Annotated in this window: 16 protein-coding genes; 14 read left to right on the top strand and 2 right to left on the bottom strand. The window is 35.7% G+C overall.

Annotated features, from left to right (window positions below; genetic code table 11):
• Positions 1–19: 19 nt before the first annotated feature.
• From BS1321_RS16390 to BS1321_RS16405, 4 genes are all read left to right on the top strand, one after another.
• Entirely contained in the window at positions 20–595 is a 576-nt protein-coding gene (locus BS1321_RS16390; RefSeq protein WP_063236368.1) for a LysE family translocator, read from the top strand.
• Positions 596–620: 25 nt separating this feature from the next.
• Positions 621–1,397: an AraC family transcriptional regulator gene (locus BS1321_RS16395; protein WP_063236369.1), complete on the top strand. Its 777-nt coding sequence runs from the start codon at positions 621–623 to the stop codon at positions 1,395–1,397.
• 22 nt (positions 1,398–1,419) lie between these two features.
• Positions 1,420–2,439, top strand: coding sequence for an MBL fold metallo-hydrolase (locus BS1321_RS16400; RefSeq protein WP_232522699.1), 1,020 nt, complete (start codon positions 1,420–1,422; stop codon positions 2,437–2,439).
• Positions 2,440–2,634: 195 nt separating this feature from the next.
• Positions 2,635–3,012 (top strand): hotdog domain-containing protein, encoded by a 378-nt coding sequence (locus BS1321_RS16405; RefSeq protein WP_063236370.1) that lies wholly within the window; start codon positions 2,635–2,637, stop codon positions 3,010–3,012.
• Positions 3,013–3,255: 243 nt separating this feature from the next.
• Here the strand turns inward: BS1321_RS16405 and pdxR are convergent, their stop codons facing one another.
• Positions 3,256–4,635 carry a MocR-like pyridoxine biosynthesis transcription factor PdxR gene (gene pdxR / locus BS1321_RS16410; RefSeq protein WP_063236371.1) on the bottom strand — a complete coding sequence of 460 codons (1,380 nt, stop codon included), beginning with the start codon at positions 4,633–4,635 and terminating at the stop codon, positions 3,256–3,258.
• Between the two features lie 153 nt (positions 4,636–4,788).
• On the opposite strand from pdxR, the gene BS1321_RS16415 reads away from it, so the two are divergent.
• The 5 genes from BS1321_RS16415 to BS1321_RS16435 all read left to right on the top strand — a co-directional run bounded on the left by BS1321_RS16415 (position 4,789) and on the right by BS1321_RS16435 (position 9,996).
• Positions 4,789–5,403, top strand: a complete 615-nt coding sequence (locus BS1321_RS16415; protein ID WP_063236372.1) for an FMN-binding negative transcriptional regulator — start codon at positions 4,789–4,791, stop codon at positions 5,401–5,403.
• 426 nt (positions 5,404–5,829) lie between these two features.
• Entirely contained in the window at positions 5,830–7,431 is a 1,602-nt protein-coding gene (locus BS1321_RS16420; RefSeq protein ID WP_063236373.1) for a bifunctional metallophosphatase/5'-nucleotidase, read from the top strand.
• Positions 7,432–7,707: 276 nt separating this feature from the next.
• On the top strand, positions 7,708–8,448 hold the full coding sequence (map, locus tag BS1321_RS16425; protein WP_063236374.1) for a type I methionyl aminopeptidase: 741 nt from the start codon (positions 7,708–7,710) through the stop codon (positions 8,446–8,448).
• A gap of 355 nt (positions 8,449–8,803) precedes the next feature.
• Entirely contained in the window at positions 8,804–9,193 is a 390-nt protein-coding gene (locus BS1321_RS16430; protein WP_063236375.1) for a cupredoxin domain-containing protein, read from the top strand.
• A 251-nt stretch (positions 9,194–9,444) separates the two neighbouring features.
• The gene (locus BS1321_RS16435) at positions 9,445–9,996 is read left to right on the top strand and encodes a hypothetical protein (protein ID WP_063236376.1); all 552 of its coding nucleotides are present in this window, start codon (positions 9,445–9,447) and stop codon (positions 9,994–9,996) included.
• A gap of 87 nt (positions 9,997–10,083) precedes the next feature.
• On the opposite strand, the gene BS1321_RS16440 is transcribed toward BS1321_RS16435, so the two are convergent.
• Positions 10,084–11,496 (bottom strand): PQQ-dependent sugar dehydrogenase, encoded by a 1,413-nt coding sequence (locus BS1321_RS16440; protein ID WP_063236377.1) that lies wholly within the window; start codon positions 11,494–11,496, stop codon positions 10,084–10,086.
• Between the two features lie 461 nt (positions 11,497–11,957).
• On the opposite strand from BS1321_RS16440, the gene BS1321_RS16445 reads away from it, so the two are divergent.
• From BS1321_RS16445 to BS1321_RS16465, 5 genes are all read left to right on the top strand, one after another.
• Positions 11,958–12,527, top strand: a complete 570-nt coding sequence (locus tag BS1321_RS16445; RefSeq protein WP_063236378.1) for an MOSC domain-containing protein — start codon at positions 11,958–11,960, stop codon at positions 12,525–12,527.
• 219 nt (positions 12,528–12,746) lie between these two features.
• The gene (locus BS1321_RS16450) at positions 12,747–13,184 is read left to right on the top strand and encodes a hypothetical protein (protein ID WP_063236379.1); all 438 of its coding nucleotides are present in this window, start codon (positions 12,747–12,749) and stop codon (positions 13,182–13,184) included.
• Positions 13,185–13,385: 201 nt separating this feature from the next.
• On the top strand, positions 13,386–13,856 hold the full coding sequence (locus BS1321_RS16455; protein ID WP_232522700.1) for a YrvL family regulatory protein: 471 nt from the start codon (positions 13,386–13,388) through the stop codon (positions 13,854–13,856).
• A gap of 286 nt (positions 13,857–14,142) precedes the next feature.
• Positions 14,143–15,702, top strand: a complete 1,560-nt coding sequence (locus tag BS1321_RS16460; protein WP_063236381.1) for a glycosyltransferase — start codon at positions 14,143–14,145, stop codon at positions 15,700–15,702.
• A gap of 317 nt (positions 15,703–16,019) precedes the next feature.
• Positions 16,020–17,315, top strand: a complete 1,296-nt coding sequence (locus BS1321_RS16465; RefSeq protein WP_094246622.1) for an IS110 family RNA-guided transposase — start codon at positions 16,020–16,022, stop codon at positions 17,313–17,315.
• The last annotated feature ends 629 nt before the right edge of the window (positions 17,316–17,944 follow it).

The following is a 17,944-nucleotide window of genomic DNA, read 5'->3' on the forward strand; positions in this document are numbered from 1 at the left end:
CTTGAAAGGAGTTTACCTCATGAATATTACATCCTTTGTATTTTACTGTTTTATTGTTACATTTACACCAGGACCTACTAATATCGTCATATTATCCACCGTGCATAACTCTGGGACAAAAAAGGCAATGCAATATACGTATGGAGCAACGATTGCTTTTGGTTTCTTACTTGCTATTTCTGCTATGTTAAATACGATACTTGCAACGATCATACCAAAAATTTTAATTGTTATGCAGATAATCGGAAGCTTTTATATGTTGTATCTTGCTTATCAAGTTTACAAAATGGATTCATCAAAACCAACTGTAAACCAAACGGGTACCTTTATGTCTGGATTTCTTACGCAGTTTTTAAATCCAAAGGTAGTACTATTTACAATGACTGTCATTCCTACCTATATTATGCCCTATTACGTCTCAATGCCTGCGGTTACAATAAGCGTTATCGCTATAACTGTTATAGGATTCTTAGCATTTATTACATGGGTACTTTTTGGTGCAATCTTCAAGGAGTTTTTACAGAAGCATAAAAAGATTGTTAATATATTGATGGCATTGTTTTTAGTTTATGCTGCAATCATGATCTGGATGTAGGTAAGCTACTTAAGAGGTGAATTAAATGGATAAATTTATCTATAAAAAATCGGCAGGTATTACGGCTTTGGCAGCAAGTATTACTGATTTCACATATAAGAAGCACTCTCATAAAGAGTATGCAATAGGAGTCACATTGCGTGGTATTCAACACTATAACTTGGATGGCAGTTTACACTTGTCTTATCAAAATGGCGTTATGCTTTTTAATCCGGAACAGGCACATGACGGAATGGCACATGATGAGACAGGCCTTGATTATGTGATGCTATATATTGAGCCACAATTGCTTCTAGAGGTTATTGAGAAGAAGGATATCATACGCTTTTCAAATCCCATTGTGTATGATTATAGGCTTAAACAAGGAATACTAAGTCTTTCTAATGCAATATTAAGCGGAAAAGGTGAGGCATTGTGCAGTGAATTACTGTTATCCCTCACAGATAACCTTATTCAAACTGATCTTTCTACAGACTATAAGAAAGATAACACTCTAATTAGAAAAGCGAAGGATATGCTTCACAACAACTTAGAAACTATACCTAAACTTGACGAGATATGTAAAGAGCTTGATTTATCGAAATTTAAGTTTATCCGGTTATTCAAGACTCATACTGGCATTTCACCATATCAATACTTTCTTAACTGCAAGATAGAATATGCAAAGCAGTTAATAGAAAAAAATAGAGATATTCATTCAGCTGTAGCTGAATGTGGTTTTGTTGATTTAACCCATTTAAATAAACACTTTAAAAGCGTATACGGAACAACAGCCTTTGAATATATTTCACATTTAAATTGATTAGTAGTTTGTTGGATTATTATTGGTTAGTCTATTTGAATTTAAGGAGGAATGGCTTATTAAAAAATCCAGTATTATTTTCTTTGAAAGAAAATTTCCAAGTGCAAACATGATCCTTATTAAGGATCAGCTCCCGGTCCTTATTGATACTGGTTTTGGAAGTGATGCGAAAGATACAGAGCAATTAATTAAAGAAGTAGGCATTTCACCAGAAGAATTACACCTTATTGTGAACACGCACTATCATAGTGACCATGTAGGAGGCAATTTTCATTTTCAAAAAAATTATGGAGTAAGGATTGGTGCTCATAAATGGGAAGCAGAATTAATTAATTCTTGCGACTCAGAAGCCTGTAGTTCAGAATGGTTAGATCAGCCTGTAGAACCTTATCGAGTCGATCTAAAGTTCTCAGATAACGATGATATTAATACAGGAAGCAGAACGTTAAAAATCTTGCACACACCAGGACATACGTTAGGACATATTTCTTTATATGAACCGGAAGAAGAAGTATTAATTTGCGGGGATCTCTTCCACAAAGGTGATATCGGATGGTTAAATATCTTTCGAGAGGGTGTTTCATCTATCCAACGATCGATAGAAAGTTTGGATCGTTTGTCCATGCTTCGAATTCAACAGGCATATTCAGGACATGGACCACAAATAGAGAATCCTCTAGCTGCAATTGATGCAGCAAGGGAACGGTTTGAAAAGTGGCTCAGAATGCCAGAAAAAGTTGCATGGCATGCCTGCAAAAGGATTTTTTCATTCACATTAATCATTAAAAACGGATTGACAAAAGAAGAACTCGATAACTACCTACTAAAGTGTGGTTGGTTCCAAGATTTTGCACGCTACTCTTTCCAACTTCAGCCAGAAGAATTTATCCCAATCCTGCTCGATGAAATGATTCGTTCCGGAGCAGCAAGCTGGCACAATAATCATTTAATTGCCTCCACCCCATACCAAGCACCACAAAAGAAATGGATGAATAAGAACATAAAGCCGAAAGATTGGAAACCTCAAGATTTTCTCACATAAGGATATCTGAAAAACGCTTCTGGTTTCTATGTAGCGTAGTTATCTCCCTTTCCTCAGATAAATATCTTATATCCAAAAGCCGAAAACAAATTACCAAAACAATACTTCAATGACGCTGTTAGTTATTAAGATATAAAATTCGCGTTTTGTCCGCGGGTATTAATCAACTTCATAAAACCTTCAGGAGGGATTTATATGTCATTAAAAGTAGGAGATATCATTACGTTTGAACGGACTTTTACAGTAAGGGATGTTGAATTATTTACAGAGATTTCAGGTGATGAAGGGAAGCATCATATAACCCCAGATGAACAGGGAAGACTTGTAATTCAAGGGTTATTAACGGCAACTCTACCAACAAAAGTAGGTGGAGATCATCACGTAATGGCTCGTACTATGAATTTTGAGTTTTTAAGACCTGTGTTTACGGGGGATACAATAATTTGTGAGGTTAAAATTGAAAAATATGAAAGGCAAGAAAATAATAGAACAGCTATTATTGCATTCTTTTTATGTAAAAATCAGCATGAAAAAGAAGTATTAAAAGGGGATTTTTCAGGTGTAATACTTTAAATTCTTTATACTTTCCTTAACTAGGTGCTTAGTAAAATAGCTGAGGTGCCATTTTGTAGCTTTTTCATATTTTCCATTTAATCGAGCGTTCCTCTGGAATAACTAAAAGTCCAATTTCTCAATTTTAATGCTGAGAAATTGGGCTTTTTAATATTGTGATTTCCTGGTTAACGTGGTAAATCCGCATTTCCTGAAGCTACCCCATTTAGTAAAAGAGACATAAGCTACAATTACGGGGTGTTTTTATAACCAAGCCTTCTTTAGGAGCTCCACGCCAAGCTTGATTTCCTCACAAGATAGATTACTAAAACCAAGTTTAATAATGGGTTTATCGGTATTATTTTTAATAAAGTAGAGTGAGGTAGGATACACTTTAACACCATGAAAGGAAGCACGCTCTATTAGCCATTCTTCTGATCGTTTCAGATGTACTTTGATTAATAAATACAAACCGGACTGCTCACCAATAATGGATATATTTTGATCGAATTGCTCTTTTAATACTGATACAAAGTGCTGCATTTTTCGTTTATAAACAAGACGCATACGTTTAATATGGCGATTCCATTCTCCCTCTTCCATAAATTTAGCCATTGTGAATTGGCTTAGAAGTGAAGTGGTACTCTCGAAATGAAGAAATTGGTTTTTATAACGGTTTAAAAGTGGTTCTGGCAATACCATATAACTTAAACGAATTCCTGGAAGAAAGGACTTTGAGAAGTTTCCTAGATAAATGACTCTTGCAGAATCAATGGAAGCGAGAGCTGGAAATGGTTGTTGCGTATAGCGAAATTCACTATCATAATCGTCTTCGATAATATACCCTTGCATCTTGTTAGCCCAATGAATAAGCGTTTGCCGTTGTTGAATGGACATGCTTACCCCATATGGACTGTGATGGGATGGTGTTACATAGATTAATCGTGATTTCATTTGTTCCAATTGTGAAAAATCAGCACCTGCTTCATAAACTGGTAAAGTATCAATCGTAAAACAATGGAATTGAAAAGCTTCCCTAGCGCCATCATATCCAGGGTCTTCTACTGTAACGCTTGGAAAATCATCTTTCAGTATATGTCCAAGATTGATAAGCATTTGTTGAGTACTACTGCCGATAATAATGGCATTTTCATCTGTTTTCACCCCACGGGATTGGAGTAAGTATGTGGCAATTTGTTCACGTAGGCACACCTCACCAAAGGGTTCCCCATATTGAAAGCTCTCCTGCAACGTTAATACGTGATTGGCAATCCTCCTCCAAATTTTTAGAGGGAAATGTGTTTGATCTACGGCACCTGCTCGGAAATCAATGAGGGTAGGTGTAACTGACTCTCTTTGCTTTTTATTATGAGGAATTAACTCTTCTTGGGATAAAAGAGGCTCTAATTCATTTACAAAATAACCTTTTCTCCCTTCTCCACGAATATATCCTTCAGCTACAAGTTGATCATAAGCCATTAATGTCGTATTGCGACTTACTTGAAGGGAATCTGCAAGTTGACGAATGGAAGGCAATTGTTCATCAGCAAGTATGTCACCCCGATCAATAAATAACTTAAACTGCTCGTAAATTTGTTTGTATTTGGGAGAATCATCTTTAAAAGCAAAAATGGTATTTATCATTTACGCCCTCCTTTGACATGTTTATTTATTTACAATTGTACCTTTTTGTATGTCAGTTTGTATAATACTATATTTCTTAGATGAGGTACTCGATTAAATAATATTTACGAATCAATGTTTAAAAGTTTATATCAGGTGGAAAGGAGATTTTTTATGTATATCCCTAAGCAATTTGAAATAAAAGAATTAGCAGTAGCCTACGATGTAATAGAGGAGAATGGTTTTGCAACATTGTGTTCAATGCATGAAGGCATACCTTTTGCTACACATTTACCACTGCTTTTGAATAAGGAGAAAAACTATTTGTATGGTCATTTTGCTCGTTCGAACCCTCAATGGAAAGATATTAAAAATCAAACAGTCTTAGCAGTTTTTCATGGTCCTCACTGTTATATCTCTTCCTCTTGGTATGAGACGAATCAAGCAGTACCAACATGGAATTATGAGACTGTTCATGTATACGGCGAAGCCGAACTTATTGAGGATGAACAGGAGTTAACGGATTCCTTGCATGACATGGTATTGAAGTATGAAGCCCCTGATAGCTCATACGAATTGCAAGATTTAGACGCTGATTTTCTCGCTGGGATGAGCAAAGGAATTCAAGGCTTCAAAATAAAAATCAACAAGATAGAGGGAAAAGCGAAGTTAAGTCAAAACCATTCATTACATCGACAAGAGCTAGTTATTAATCACCTGGAACAGATCCAAAATACAGATGAGCAAAAAATTTCCTTTTTAATGAAGGCAAACCTAAAAAAACGTTGAATGTTACTGCACTAACGGGAGTGTTGATCCAATAAGGATTTACACTCTTTTTGTTGAACTTCTTTTACTAATGGAGCAGATTTCAAACCTAATTTCATTCTCTGTGGTGAAGCGCCGGTTTTGCGCTTCATGGTTGGCTAGCGGGTGCGATTCTGTCATTAACAGCAACGTTTTTTCACTATCAGGTTAATGGAAGAAAAATTGGAGCCTTTTTATATAACGCTGCATTATATTTTCAATTAAGCTAGTCAAAATCTTAACAGGTTTCTAAATGTTAAGCCGTATGAGTATTTTTAAAAAGATATGCATGCACTGGATTAATTTAATAATTGATATATAAAATATAACAAAAAATCACGGTCCCTTTATACGGATATAAAATTCCAGAGTTATTCTTAATTTACATCTAGAGGGAGGGATCGGGAGTTGTCAAAATTTCAGGCCATATCTTCTTTGTTCATCTTGGTATTTATCATCATTTTCGTAACTTATAAAATCACAGCATTCTCATCCAATCATTCCACAACGAATCATTCCACATCCAACCGCTACATTCAAGTACAATTGTTAGGCGTTAATGATTTTCACGGCCAACTAAACAAATATCAAATGGTTTCAGGAACCATGGCAGGGGGGGCTGAATACCTGGCTGCCTATTTAAAAAAATATATACAAAAAAACTCAAATACACTACTTGTTCATGCTGGTGATATGGTAGGAGGGAGTCCTCCAATCTCTTCTCAATTTAATGACGAACCCACGATTGAATTTTTAAACCTCCTGCACTTTGATGTCGGGACACCTGGAAATCATGAATTAGACCAAGGCGTAAATGAAATGAAACGTCTTATTTATGGAGGATTCAATAAAAAAACAGGTTATTTTCAAGGTGCCAATACTTCTTACATTTCTGCAAATATCATCGATAGAAAGTCGGGTACTCCCTTGTTATCACCGTATGTTATTAAACAAATTGACGGAATTAATATTGGATTTATCGGTGTGGTCACAAAAGAGACCAATCTATATGTGGCACCTGAAAATCGAAAAGAAGTAGAAATTACGGATGAAGTTTCAGCTATTAACCGAACCGTTAAGCTTTTAAAGGAAAAAGGGATCAAAGTAATTGTTGTACTGGCACATGATGCAGCTAAATCAGATCAGACAGGGGCAAATTCCAGTGGAGCTTTAGTGGAGATGGCTCCAAAAATCGATGATGAGGTCGATGTCATTTTTGCCGGTCACAGCCATGAATATGCCAATACTGTTGTAGCCGGTAAACTGATCGTTCAAGCTTATTCTAATGGGAAAGCCTTTTCTCAAGTAAATCTTGAAATTGACCCACATACTAAAAATATTGTTAAGAAACAAGCAAAGGTTATTGTCACTTCACATCATCAAATAAAACCAGATAAAGAAACGGTTGCTCTTCTAAATAAATATAGAAAAAGGTTGGGGAGCTACTTTAATCAGATAATAGGAGAAATGCCTGAAGAAATCACACGAAAACAAGATGCGAACGGTGAATCCCCATTAGCGAAAATGATTGCAGAATCTGAGCGGGAAGCCATGGGGGTAGATATAGCTTTTGTCCACCAAGGCGAAATGCGGAAAAGTTTAAAAAAAGGGGATATCACTGTAGAAGACCTTTATACAGACTTGCCTTTTGGTCATAGTGTCAGTAAGTTAATCTTAACAGGAGACCAAATAAAACTTGCTTTAGAACAGCAGTGGGCGAAAGATTATGAAAATAGGTTACAAACGGTTGGTTTAACGTATAATTGGGACCCAAATGCTCCAATTGGCAACCGCATTGTTTCGCTGAAAGACATGAAGGGTCAAGAGATTCAGCCAAACAACGAATATGAAGTAGCGGTTAGTAATTATTTAGCTTCAGGCGGGGATAACTTCTCTGCATTTGAACAAGGTAGACTTGTAGAATCCGGTCCGCAAGTCGTCACTGCACTTATACGCTATATCCAACAGAAGTATCCCCACGAAATTTTTCTCCATTCATTGAAAGAATGAAGAGGAAAATACAAGGACTTGCATAAGTGGCAGCTCTTTTTTTTATGAAGCTAAAGGGGCTGGTTAGCTCTATAAGAAAAGTGGAAGTTAAATCCAATTAATAGTATAGTCATATGTACTAGATCCTTTTTGTGGTCTATTTCATGATCGAAGAAAAATTCAGCTGATGGGTATTGTACCAAATAATTTACATTGCTTTTATTTTTCGAGAAAATAAAGGTACAATTAATACTTATATAGTTTATTGATGATAAAAGATAATGAGGTAGGAAAAAAATGATTGCAAAAACAGAAGAAGATTTTAATGGTTTGAAGGAAATTGGCAAAATTATTGCCTCCATTAGAGATGAATTGGTACAAAGAACAATTCCTGGCATAACGACCAAAGAACTTGATGATATAGCCGGAGAACTTTTAGAAAAAGCAGGTGCAGTTTCAGCTCCAAAAGGTGAATATGATTTTCCTGGCTATACTTGCATTAGTCTTAATGAAGAAGTGGCACATGGTATTCCGGGTCATCGGGTTATTCAGGAAGGGGATTTAGTAAATATAGATGTATCTGCTTCAAAGAATGGTTATTTTGCAGATACAGGAATCTCATTTGTAGTAGGAGAAGGAGAAGAAGTATTAACGAAATTATGCGACGTTGCTAAAAAGGCATTTGAAGCAGGTCTTAAGAAAGCAAAACCCGGTTCCAAAAAAAGTAGAATCGGAAAAGCAGTATTCGAAACAGCGAGACAGCATGGATTCACTGTTATCAAAAACCTTACAGGACATGGTGTTGGACGTAGAATACACGAAGCACCTGACCATATTTGTAATTATTATGATCCATGGGATAATGAAATATTAAAGGAAGGGATGGTTATCGCATTCGAACCATTTATCTCAACCTTTGAAGAAGAAGTATTCCAAAAAGAAGACGGTTGGACCTATGCTACAGAAAAAAGCTATGTGGCTCAATTGGAACATACGATTATCCTTACTAAAAATGGTCCGATTATTGTCACACTTTAATTCAAGTATAGACGGAAAAGACTCGTATTAATATAAGTAGTTCGCTTACCGAGTAGGAAACATAAATGGAGTAACATATAACTCGCATTTAAAAAAAGAAGGATTCGATTGGTGTATCCCACATCAACCCACTTAAATAAGGGAGTTGCTTTGGCAGCTCTTTTTCTTACGGAACTAACTGGGCAGTTTAGTTGAATAAGAATAGATTCCAGAAGATCGTCATTAGAGGCGATCTTTTTCTTTTCGATGTTTCAGATAAAAAAGTTACTATTTGAAAACACGTTGCAACAAAATTAATAGTAATAATATTTTATGAATTAGAAAAAAATAGTAGTTAGGAAAGGAGGAATTGCGAATGTCTGTGAAAAAGTGGGTAACAGGATTGGTCGTTGCGCTTGCAATGGTTGTAGTTGTGACATCTCTAGGCTCACTCGGCGTATTTGCCGAATCCGGTGTTGTAACTCAACCTATCGAGACGGTGAAATCGATTGAGGTCGAGTTGAACGATGATTTCTTTAATCCGAAAGTCATCACTATTCCGAATGGAACAGCCACAACGTTGATATTGAAAAACAAAGGTACAAAAGAGCACACCTTCACAGTGGAAAAGCTCGGAATTGACGCCGAGGTCCAGCCAGGTACAGAAAAAAACATTACCGTGAATCCGAAACAGCCCGGTACATATGAACTGATATGCCGGTTCCATTTCCAGGAAGGAATGGTTGGAAAAGTAATAGTCAAATAAGAGGCAGGGCCAAATAAGGCCTTGTTTTTTTATTAGGCAAAGGAAAATTATTTTAATTCCCCAGACCTCATCATAACAGCTGAATTCCCTTGTTGAACATTTGTTCTTTCTTTTATATTATCGGTTAAGTCTTGAAGAGATTTTTCATTACACAGGGTATTGATGTTTAGATTATTAATAATTGTTCCACCTCTAATAAATGGTAATATAATGTATCGTAACGTATAAACCATTTAGAATGAGGTGGAAAGTTGTATTTTTTAAAACCTATTTCTGATGAGGTTCGTTTATCTCAAATAATATTCAATAAACATAAAAAAACGAAGAAACTCATTTTAGTGTCTATTTTTTCCTGTATTGCTGCTATACTGCAGGCAGCTGGAGTTTTACCAGGGATAGGATATTTTATAAGCCCGCTTGCCACTGCACCTATCCTGTTATGTTCCATGTTTTCCATTCCATTTGGAGCAATGTCCTACTTTCTGACAATTATGCTGTTATTCATCCTACAGCCAACTGAACTAATTGTATTTCCTTTTACTACAGGATTGTTAGGACTTGGCATAGGGGCATCCTTTTACCTTTTTAGGAAGAGGTTAAGTATTATTGCAACTAGTGCCATTCTTTTAATGTTAGGAATTATGAGTCTAATATCTATTTTTCACTTTCCAGTTTTAGGTCCAGCCGTCTCTGTTTCCTTTTCATTTCTTACAATTGGCTTTTTACTTACCTTCCTTTATAGCTGGTTATGGGTTGAAATTGCTTTAATCATTTTTAAAAGATTAAAAATGATTATAATTTAGTGATTCTCCATCACATGGTTATCATTTCGATTCATTAAATCCATGTAAGAGATTTATCAAGATTAAGTATAATTTTATAGTTATGATTCATGGGACTATTTCAAAAACAGTGCCTTGGTTATAATCAGTCACTTTCATAGAGCCATAAACCGCTAAATATAATCTGGTTTGATTCAGATTCGTTCCCAAACTAACATAATAGGCTGATTGAGACCCAAAATCATAATCGGTTTGTATCACACTAAAATCATTTTGTTCACCATTTGGTCTTACGGTGGTATAAGCTAAAGCCCCTCTAACCTGAGGTTGAGAATCTTTCCGGGCAAGATCGGTAAACACAACGCTTCCTGTTAAACCAGGGATTGTATTCCCCATATAGGCTTGCACTCCTGTAAGTGCAGTTCCTCCAAACTTATCGGGTCTGGTATCTTTATGAAAATAACTGGTTAAAGGCTGAAGACGACTCCCTGAAAGTGTTACTGCTTCATTGTAATAAGCAATCGTTTTCTCATCCAAAGTCTGATTTTCAGTGCAGCCACTTATAATAGAAGTAGGAAAAGCACCTTCCCAACCTCGCCAGCCAAAGTTAATGAATCCTTCTTTGTCAGGTTCAGAATTCATGAAAGAAACTTGAACAAGCTGAGTAACCGATATTGGTTTATATTGAACGAATGAAAATATCGACTCGACCAAATTCTGGCCGACATTTCCCGCATATTTAATATACTGATTATAAAACCTTTGAAATGAAATGCCTGGTATATTGCGAACCCCTTTGGCCATTACCATGAGCGTTTCCTGAATAGTTGTGGGAAGTTCATTAAAACGTGTGACAATGGGTGGATTATTGAAGGATATATTCTTATCTACATCAATTTCAATTATTTTACCGGCGATTTCCAAATCGTCCTGGCTTAAGTTAAATGGATCATGGCCTGATCCACCATCCCCGGTTGTTAAAACAAGTTTTCCTGTTTCAGGTGAAAAGTTTAAACTATTGACCCCATTATGATTTGAAAATGGTCTTCTTAAGTTAAGTAATGTCCGCCGTTTTTGGGGTTGACCATTCGATTGTAAAATCCATTCTTCAATTGTATCAATATGATCATATTGAGTTTCTCTATTTATCCACCTTAGGTTTAAAGTTTTAGGATCACACGGGTCAGGATTAAAAGATTCAGGAAGAGCACCTGGTCCTTGTGTTCCAGCTACTGAATAATGAAGATAAAACAGACCGTTATAATAAAATTCGGGATGAAACGCTAGCCCCAGCAATCCCCGTTCATCATATCCGCCGCTAGAAGCACCTAGTTTCATGATTCGCGGGCGAATATCCAAAAAAGTCCTTATAACTCCGTTTCCTATGTAAAAGATCTCTCCTACCTGAGTTGCAATAAATAATCTTTCAATTGAGTCACCTGGAAGTATGGTTGTCTTTAAAACAGTAGGTAAGTTTATATTACTTACAATGGGCCGTAAACCAACCTTAACTTTTATCAACTGACTTTGCACTCCCTCTTATTGTTTTCTTATAAGAATATGATTAGAACCGTCTATTAGTACCAAATTAGGCCGGGAAACTGATATGGAATTGCACCAATTTCCGCACGAGCGTAATTAAACGAAAGGAGTCCGTTAGTGGAACTAAAATAATTGAATTTTATAAGAATGAGGATAAATTCAAGCTATTCCATTAAAGGACGCTATTCTGGAACAAGGATAAGCGCTTATTTTTCATTTTAGGGCCATATTCTTGAATAAGGGGCAGCATCAGGAAATGCGTATTTACAAAGATAAGCATTCTGATACAAGTCATATGAGACATTATGAACTCTATTTTGTAGGTGATTGGATTGTGTCTCAAAAGGCTCTACACTATTGAGATTGTGAAGGAATGTACTTATACTAAAGGGGATGTTATTTGGATAAATATGTTAAATATAAGCGTTAGGAGGAGATGAATGAAAATGAATGAAGAAAAAATTGGCTCAGCCAGTGGAGTAGTAATAGCTGTAAGTAAAAGTGATAAACACACATTCAGTAAGGAAAATTGCAATAGTATAAAACTGTTGAAAGGTTTAGGCGTTGAAGGAGATGCCCATTTAGGTAAAACAGTTAAGCATCGTTCACGTGTAGCGGCTAACCCAAATAAACCTAACCTGCGACAAGTTCACCTAATCCACTCAGAATTATTAGATGAATTGAAAGATAGGTTTAATGTTACAGCTGGACAAATGGGTGAAAATATTACCACAAAAGGTATTGATCTGCTTGGATTACCGAGGGATTCGTTACTATATATTGGGGATACAGCAGTTATTAAAGTAACGGGCTTACGAAATCCATGTGTCCAAATTGATCAATTTAAATCAGGACTTATGAACGCTGTTTTAGACCGGGATAAGCATGGGAACTTGATACGTAAAGCAGGAATAATGAGCATAGTTTTGGAAAGTGGTGAGGTTCACCCCGGAGACCTGGTTAGAATTCAATTACCACCTTTACCTCATAGCCCTCTTGAAAGGGTATAATGTTTTCAATAAAACTGTTTTTCAGTAAAACAAATCAAACTAACTGGTTGCTTTACTTCAATTAGGGGGGCTGAGGCAGCCTTTTTATTATGGACTAACGGGGCAGTATAGTTCCATAAGGTTTCATTCCTTTTTTTGGTTATTGGCAACGGGTTAATTGAAACATCATTGATTCGGGAAATGTATAAGAAGAAACTATAAAAAAGGGATTGAAGGAAATTGGCACAGTATTTCTCTTTACTAATCTTGTCATTTGTAATGCTTGTGGGGATGTCGGCTTATTTTTGGCATTTTTATAAATTGAAAAAGAAAAACGGAGATTCGTATAAGACACCGATCAAGGACATTCTTGGAGTCGCCTTTTTATTTCTCCTATCAGGATTCCTGTTTGTTTATTCTTTGTTAGACCTGCCTAACGTTTTAGCTGATAAGAAGAAACAATATAAAGGGGATTGTGAGATCGTCATATTCGATATTACAAGAGGGGGACATACAGAGGCTAACTTTGGAAAGCATAGCATTATGTTTCCTAAGAATTATCAGGGTGTAAAAGAAGGTAACTACTACTGTGAAGTGGAGTATTATCCACAAACTGAACAAGGAAAGTCATTGAGAGTTTATCAGTCAAAAGGCGGAATACTAATAAATGAAAAATAGTGTTCCTTAATCAGCTAACGGGGCAGTTTAGTTCAGTAAGCGTATAATTATTTCGGAGAAGGAAAAGTGAATGCATATAAGTTCGTTAATGATGATTAGTAATAAAAACAAGCAGGGAACCTTTTTTTAGGTTGCCTGTGTAGGAACGAGTAATCTCCTTTAATAATTCTCTGTTCTTATTCGAGTATTAGGGAGAATATTGTGAAGGAGGCATTTCATATCAATAAATTTAAAACTATAGGTGTCTCTATATCTATCGTCCTGATAGTATTACTCTTTATTGCTTTGTTTGAATACATCTTTTTGAAAATAATGGGATTTCAATATAATTCCTTATTGGATTTATTATTGTTCTTTATTATGTATTTATTCCTTGAAATACCTCTTGCGTTTATTACAGAAGCAATACCAAAAGCTTTAAAATCTGTTGGTATACTTCAAACGAGTAAAGGATGGCTACCCTTTATTTTAAATACAGTCCTCACCTTTTTGTTGATCGAGGCAATCGATACCTTTATGGTAAATATTGATATCAAATGGCAAGGTACACTCATATTTGCATTGGTTACTGGATTTATTGGTTGGAAATTAAACAAAGACGAGGATGAACCACCAGATATTGATAGTGAGGAGTTTAAAGAAATAGAGAATAGATTTAAATCCGAAAGATAAATTATTGAAATAAGCTGGCGCTATATATTAATAGGATGAATTAAAGTCGACTTTCTAAATTAAACTGTACCATATTGTTTTCAGCATAATAAAAAGGCCTTCTCCAAATGGAGAGGGCTTTTTTTATTGAATCAAACTTTTGTTGTATATCTCTTTATCATTCTTGTAGTACTAAAATCTCATTTATTTGAGTGTAAAGAAACCTATTTGGTAGGTATGAATGAGAAAGTTGTTATATAATGTAAACGGATAAAATTCTTTATAATTGACGGGAGAAAAAAAAAAAATGAAAGCAACAATGTTTTTTCTAATAGGTTCTTTGGATGTGCAGCGCGGTGGGTTAACGAAGGCTTCGTTAGCTCAAGCCAATACATTTGCAGAAATGGGCTATGAAACGCATATACTCACATTCAATTTTGATACTAGATACGAAAGAATTCGAGAAAAATTAATAGAGCTTGGACAACTAAACGAAAAAGTTAAAGTTTTAAATCTCTATGAAGAGCTTTGTGGAAGTGAAGAAGATTCAACAATTACACAAGTTACGCCTGAAACCGGATATTTAGATCCCCACGTTGGACATAATGCTTTTAGAGTATACGAAAATGGACTTTACACTAAATATAAAAAGTTTCATAAAGACGGCCTTTTAGACTTCATTGATTATTTTAATGAACATAGATATCGAATCAAAAAAGAAGTGTATGATGAGTTTGGCTTGATAAGAAAAGTTTCTTTTATGGATTTTGCTTCTAATAAACCAAGACAAATGATTTTTTACAATAGCAGCTCTCAAGCTTACTTATCAAAGTGGGTCAATCCCGAAAACGGCAAGGCCATTCGAGTAAATTGGCACGAGAAAAATGGAGATATTAAGGTTATTTATAGCAATGATGATCAACTAAAATTAGATTGGATAGAACGAGTTATAAAAGATGTGGATAACCCAGTATTAGTTGCAGATGCTCGAAAAACTGACTTATTAATGATAAATGTAAAGAATAAGAATGCTGCTAAAATTTGGCGATTACACAGTAGTCACCTTACAGCACCATGGGAATCTGATTCTGATATTGCTTCAACTGTTCAAACAGGTATTGATCATTTGGATACTCTTGATGCTGCTTTAGTTCTTACAGAACAACAAAAGATAGATATTGAAAATAGATTTGGAAAAAGAACGAATTTGCATGTTATTCCTCATGCGATGAAGACAAATATAAAAACTGGATGGTTTGGCCGCCATGGTTTAGTTAAAGAAGAAAGACTAGCAGTGGTTATTAGTAGGTACTCAGCCATTAAAAATTTAGATCATATTATTAAGGCATTTGAAATCGTTGTAAAGAAAGTTCCAGATGCGAAGTTAGAGTTTTGGGGAGAAGGTACTGAAAAAGATAAGCTACAAAAGATAATCAATAATGCTAATCTTACAAATCACATTAAATTAAATGGATACACCCAAGAACCATCTAAAATTTATCAAAGTGCACTTTTCAGTATCTTAGCTTCAAAAACGGAAGGGTTTTCTCTTTCTGTATTAGAGAGCATGTCTAATGCTACAGCTGTAGTGAGTTATGATATAAGATATGGCCCTAATGAATTAATTGACGATGGAGAAAATGGAGTTTTAGTTCAAAAAAATAATATAGATAAGCTAGCAGAAGCGATGATTTCAATGTTCAATCATCCGAATACAACCATAAAGATGGGTAAGGCTGCTCTAAAAAAGGTAGAAAGAAAATTCAACCAAGAAATTTATGCAAATTCTTGGGAACATGTTGTTAGAGTAGCAATTGAAAATCGTCAATTGAAAAATAAAAACAGACAATTAGTCAAACAAGAGTAATAACGAAGTTAAACAAACAAAAAACAGCCAAGTTCATGTGAACAGGCACGAGGAGTTTCTGCAGTTAAGAAAGCAGGTAAGGCAACTTCCACTAAATTGTTTGCTGAATAATCAATAGCCCTTTCTCGTATTGAGTAGGGGCTATTTTTTGAAGGCCATGTTAGTGGTGTTGTTGAATTTCTTAATGAACTTAAGGGGCAGCATTCCTGTAATAACTGAAAATGAGGTTTGAACGAAAAAAGACCTCTTGATAAGATGAATGTGTCCTAAGCTGGCCAGCTAAAAAAGGACAAAAACATCTATTTGGAGGTCTCACAATGAATTATAACCAAAATCATAAAATCACTCAAATTACTTCTGAAACCTTAATTGTCGGAGTAGATATAGCCAAGCACAATCATGTCGCGAGAGCACAGGATTTTAGAGGATTGGAACTGGGTAAAACGTGTTTCTTTGAAAATACGAAAGCAGGATTTCATTCGTTTCTAGATTGGATTAACCAACTTGTTAAAGAGTGTAAGTTAAATCAAGTGATTGTAGGCATGGAGCCAACCGGTCACTACTGGTTAAATCTAGCTCATCTTCTAAAAGAGAATAATATTAAGTTCGTATCTGTCAATCCACTACATGTTAAACGAAGTAAAGAATTAGACGATAATTCACCTACAAAGAATGACGTGAAAGATGCAAAAGTCATCGCACAATTAGTCAAAGACGGAAGATATGCCGAACCAACAATTCCACAAGGAATTTATGCAGAACTCCGAGTGGCCAAAAAACTTCGCGATCTTCTCAACGTTGACTTACAGGTCGTTCAGGGACAAGTTCATAACTGGCTTGATCGTTACTTTCCCGAATTTTTGACAGTGTTCAAAAGTTGGGAAGGCAAGGCAGCTATTCATTTTCTAAAGCTAGAAGCCTTGCCACATCAACTTGTAAATTATACGGATGAAGAGCTCTTACTTTCCTTAAGACAAGTGGTAAAACGCAGTATAGGCTTAAAGAAGATACGAGCACTCAAAGAAGCAGCCAATCGTTCGATTGGTATTCGTCAAGGGGCAGCTATGGCAAAATTAGAGTTGAGAGCTTTACTAGAGAAGTATGATTTTATTCAAGTGAAATTCGAAGAATTAGATCATCAATTAGATCAGTTATTAGAACATATCCCAGGTGTCACACAGATGTTAGAGGTGTCAGGAATCGGTCGAGATACAGTAGCAGGGTTTTTCGCAGAGGTCGGCGACCTCAGAGACTATCAACATCCTCGCCAAATCGTAAAATTAGCAGGTTTAAGTTTAAAAGAAAACACATCCGGAAAGCACAAAGGACAGACCAAGATTACCAAACGGGGACGAAAGAAATTGAGGGCTCTCTTATTCCGGGCAGCCATGATACTGGTGGCAAAGAACAAGGCTTTTAAAGCTCTTCATATATATTACACAACACGTTCTCACAATCCCTTAAAGAAAATGCAATCTCTGATAGCCTTGTGTAACAAGCTTATTCGAATTCTGTTTTCAATCGGTAAAAAACAATTTACGTTTCAAGAAGACAAGATGTTAAAGGATATCCCTCATATGGCAACATTTGTAGTACATCAAACAGTCGCATAGTTCATTGAATTTTAAGGTTACACGGTCATTTAATTAACACTCATTTAAAAGTGAAGCACGGATTAGTCGGCAAAGCAACTAACGTGAGGACTTAGATCCTGTGGGGCAGCATGACCGACATCCACCTCATGGAAAGGTTGAACGAAGGAATGTAGGAGCATCGACTCTGTGAGACATGGGAGGGTTGACCTCCATGAGACATGTGGATATCCAAAAGTGCGATCATAACATTGCTTAAACCAATTTTTTCCTATAATTGGCTAGTTTAGCATACACTTTTTTCGATAAATCCCTATCCTTGAGGAGTAATGCCGAGCTTACATAGATAACGGTTAATGATATGACTATGAAATCCTAAGAATTCTAGAGCAATCGTGAGATTGTGTTTAGTTTATTGAGGGAGGATAGTTGAATAGAATAAATTGCAATGTATAACAATATAAAGTTCTTCTTAGTGTAAAAAGACAATAAAGTTATTTAATTTTAAAACCTAAAACAAGCATACCCCCGTTCTAAATTTAGGACGGGGGTAAAAATATAGTTCTTTAATTTTCGCTATAAGATACTTCACTGTACTTAAAAATATAACAATAAAGTCGTTTGAAAACCTAAGTTTTATTCAACAATAG

The organism is Peribacillus simplex NBRC 15720 = DSM 1321 (assembly GCF_002243645.1).
GTDB classification, from domain to species: Bacteria; Bacillota; Bacilli; order Bacillales; family DSM-1321; genus Peribacillus; species Peribacillus simplex.

Excerpts from the sequence above, each read along its gene's own strand:
- BS1321_RS16390 (WP_063236368.1), top strand. The coding sequence starts at position 20 with ATGAATATTACATCCTTTGTATTTTACTGTTTTATTGTTACATTTACA.
- BS1321_RS16395 (WP_063236369.1), top strand. The coding sequence starts at position 621 with ATGGATAAATTTATCTATAAAAAATCGGCAGGTATTACGGCTTTGGCA.
- BS1321_RS16405 (WP_063236370.1), top strand. The coding sequence starts at position 2,635 with ATGTCATTAAAAGTAGGAGATATCATTACGTTTGAACGGACTTTTACA.
- pdxR (WP_063236371.1), bottom strand. The coding sequence starts at position 4,635 with ATGATAAATACCATTTTTGCTTTTAAAGATGATTCTCCCAAATACAAA.
- BS1321_RS16415 (WP_063236372.1), top strand. The coding sequence starts at position 4,789 with ATGTATATCCCTAAGCAATTTGAAATAAAAGAATTAGCAGTAGCCTAC.
- map (WP_063236374.1), top strand. The coding sequence starts at position 7,708 with ATGATTGCAAAAACAGAAGAAGATTTTAATGGTTTGAAGGAAATTGGC.
- BS1321_RS16430 (WP_063236375.1), top strand. The coding sequence starts at position 8,804 with ATGTCTGTGAAAAAGTGGGTAACAGGATTGGTCGTTGCGCTTGCAATG.
- BS1321_RS16445 (WP_063236378.1), top strand. The coding sequence starts at position 11,958 with ATGAAAATGAATGAAGAAAAAATTGGCTCAGCCAGTGGAGTAGTAATA.
- BS1321_RS16460 (WP_063236381.1), top strand. The coding sequence starts at position 14,143 with ATGAAAGCAACAATGTTTTTTCTAATAGGTTCTTTGGATGTGCAGCGC.
- BS1321_RS16465 (WP_094246622.1), top strand. The coding sequence starts at position 16,020 with ATGAATTATAACCAAAATCATAAAATCACTCAAATTACTTCTGAAACC.